The organism is Bacteroides sp. D55t1_190419_B8 (genome assembly GCF_015558905.1).
GTDB classification, from domain to species: Bacteria; Bacteroidota; Bacteroidia; order Bacteroidales; family Bacteroidaceae; genus Bacteroides; species Bacteroides vicugnae.
Genome location: NZ_JADMOU010000061.1, coordinates 1 through 2,729, shown reverse-complemented (window position 1 = coordinate 2,729; position 2,729 = coordinate 1). Strand labels below are relative to the sequence as shown.

The following is a 2,729-nucleotide window of genomic DNA, read 5'->3' as shown; positions in this document are numbered from 1 at the left end:
GTAAGCACTCACTGTATGGCTCTTGTCCCAACCTCTAATCTCTTTTACCTTTGTGTCGAACTTAAAAATCGACAACAATGAATATGAGTGAATTTTACAGTGAGTTTCTATTCCGTTATCAAACGGATGCTGCGCCTCGGCATATTTCTATCAATGCGTATTGTATCTCTGAGGGTATTGAATATCGTAACTTCATCAAATGGTATCGTGAGAATAAGAAACGTCTTCGTGAATCAGAAATGGACGAGATTCGTTTAAGTCCTCTTACCATTACCGGTGTTCCCAGACCTGAACATTCTTCTGCTGAAGCTGTCACTTCGATCCCTGTTTGTGAGCAGGCTAATGTGGTTTCTTTCCATCTGAAGTTAAGCAATGGTATTGAGATAAATAAAGAGAATACTAACCTTGAGGGTCTTGCACGTCTTCTTCAAAGTTTGAGTACGTTATGTTAGGATTAAAATCTCACATGAATTTCTACCTGTGCCATGGTTCGGTAGATATGCGTAAAGGTATTGTTAGCCTTTCAGAGTTGGTTCGTCGTACAATGAATGCTTCTCCTGAGAATGGTGATGTTTTTATTTTCCTTGGTAAAGATCGCCGTAATTTGAAGATCCTTCGTCATGAATCTAATGGTTATGTTCTTTATTGGAAAAAATTGGATCGTGAGCGTTTTCTCCTTCCGGTGTTCAACACCGATACTGATCGTTATGAGATTAGTTGGGATAAGCTCGTTGTCCTGCTCCAAGGCACTGTCCGTAAAGAACTTCTCGTATAGTAGTACGGGGTTGTGAAATATCAGATTGTATAGATACAACTATTTGTATATCAATTAATTAATCAGCAAAAAGGCTTGTGTATTCCAGCTTTATTTAGTATCTTTGAAGTATGCAAGAGCAAGATACTATTAACATATTAATCTCCCAAATACTGTCGAAAGATGACGAACTAGTTTGTCTTCGTCAAGACAACGCTCGCATTCGTGAAGAACAGCGTGAGGGTAATCGGCAGATTTTAGAAAAGTTGGATAAAACCCTTGATGAACTTAAAAGTATGCGTAGAGATAACAAACATCTTGCTAACCAGCTTTCCAAAGCTCTGGAAGATAAAGTTCAGGCTGAGAAGCAGTCTGAACTTCTTTCCAGTGCTTTGGAGGAGTTGAAAAATCTCCGCGCTTCTGAGCTCTTTGAGCTAGAAAAACAAAAACGTCAGTTATACGGTCGTAAGTCTGAGAAATCTTCTACCTTGCTCCAAAGTACCGATAAAGACCTGAAAAATGATAAGGATGATTTTGATGGGAGTAAACCTACTAGTAATGAATCATCCACTACTGTAGCATCTGATATGAATATTGACCTGTCTTCCTCCGCTCGTTCTACTTCCAAGCCTTGTCGTTCGGATTATAGCAAGCGCTCTACTCGTGTGGATAACGTGGTTATGCACTATTGCGATGAAAGTAGCATTCCTTCGGATGCTCGTAAGATTGATATTCGTCATTGGATTCTTTATAAGCTAGATTGGAGTGTGACCAAACATGTTTTTGAGTTGTTACGCGTGATAGATCAGGAAGGTACTATTTCTAATTACTACGAACCGACTGATACCGATGATTCTCTACGTCCTTTTGACAATGTCCTTCCGGGTTATCATGTGGATTTGGATATGATTGCTCAGATTCTGGTGGACAAGTATCAATATAGCATGTCTCTTGAACGTGTGGTCGATCGCTTTAAAGATGTAGATGCTGAATTTTCTCCTTCTACTGTATTGAACTGGGTACACAGACATATTCAGGAATTGGATAAACTGGATGCTCCTCTGCGTAGTGTTCTGCTGAGTGAGGGTAGTTTCTTGTTTTGTGATGAAACGACCGAATTGGTCAAGGTCTTGAATAAAGTCACCGGCAAGTTTGAGTATCGCAAGAAATATATTTGGGGTATCAAGAATCCGGGATTGAAGGTTGCTTATTACTTGTATGATCGAGGTAGTCGTAGTATGGAAGTCGCTCAGCAATTTTTCAAGAACTTCTTCGGTAGCATTACTACCGATGGTTATAATGTCTACAAGTTGTTTGACCGGCATCGAAAAGGAGTCACCCGGTATGGTTGTATGGCTCATGTGAGGCGTAAATTTGTGGATGCCTTGCACACGGATTCCCGTTCGGCCAAAGTGATTCAACTTATCTCGGAACTTTATTGGGTAGAATCGGATTGCCGGATTCATTTTCTTTCAGAGTCGGAACGTGCTTCAGAGAGGCAGCAGCGATCTATACCTATTTTATCTGAGCTGTGGCAACTTCTTAAACCGGTGTTTGATGAAACGAAAGATTTTGCAGCTACTCTTTTTATCAAAGCAGTTCGTTATGCGGTTAACGAATGGGAAGCTGTGTGTCGTTACGTGAACAATGGCCAGGCTGAGATTGATAACAACACCGCCGAACGGTTGATGAAGCCTATTTGTCTGGGGAGAAAGAATTATTTGTTCTGCGGTTCGGAACAAGCTGCTAAAAATACGTCTTTGATTTACTCAATTATAGAAAGCTGCAAGATGAACGGGCTCCGTCCTGTTAAATATATTGCGGATGTTTTACGAAAATTAATATCCGGTGATACGGATTATGTGGCACTTCTGCCAATGAATATTGCAAAGTAACTTAATTATTAATCAAAAATACAACTCAATGTGGGCTACAATACCTTTGTGGGTATTATAGCCGTACAATGAGTGCTTAC

General features: G+C 40.2%; 3 protein-coding genes. All 3 read left to right on the top strand.

Annotated features, from left to right (window positions below; all coding sequences use genetic code 11):
* The first annotated feature begins 77 nt into the window (after positions 1–77).
* Positions 78–452 (top strand): hypothetical protein, encoded by a 375-nt coding sequence (locus tag I2I13_RS24300; protein ID WP_099147353.1) that lies wholly within the window; start codon positions 78–80, stop codon positions 450–452.
* On the top strand, positions 446–775 hold the full coding sequence (gene tnpB, locus I2I13_RS24295) for an IS66 family insertion sequence element accessory protein TnpB (protein ID WP_074560118.1): 330 nt from the start codon (positions 446–448) through the stop codon (positions 773–775). Before I2I13_RS24300 ends, tnpB begins: the two co-directional genes overlap by 7 nt.
* Before the next feature lie 110 nt (positions 776–885).
* Positions 886–2,649 (top strand): IS66 family transposase, encoded by a 1,764-nt coding sequence (locus tag I2I13_RS24290; protein WP_195650750.1) that lies wholly within the window; start codon positions 886–888, stop codon positions 2,647–2,649.
* Positions 2,650–2,729: the final 80 nt, after the last annotated feature.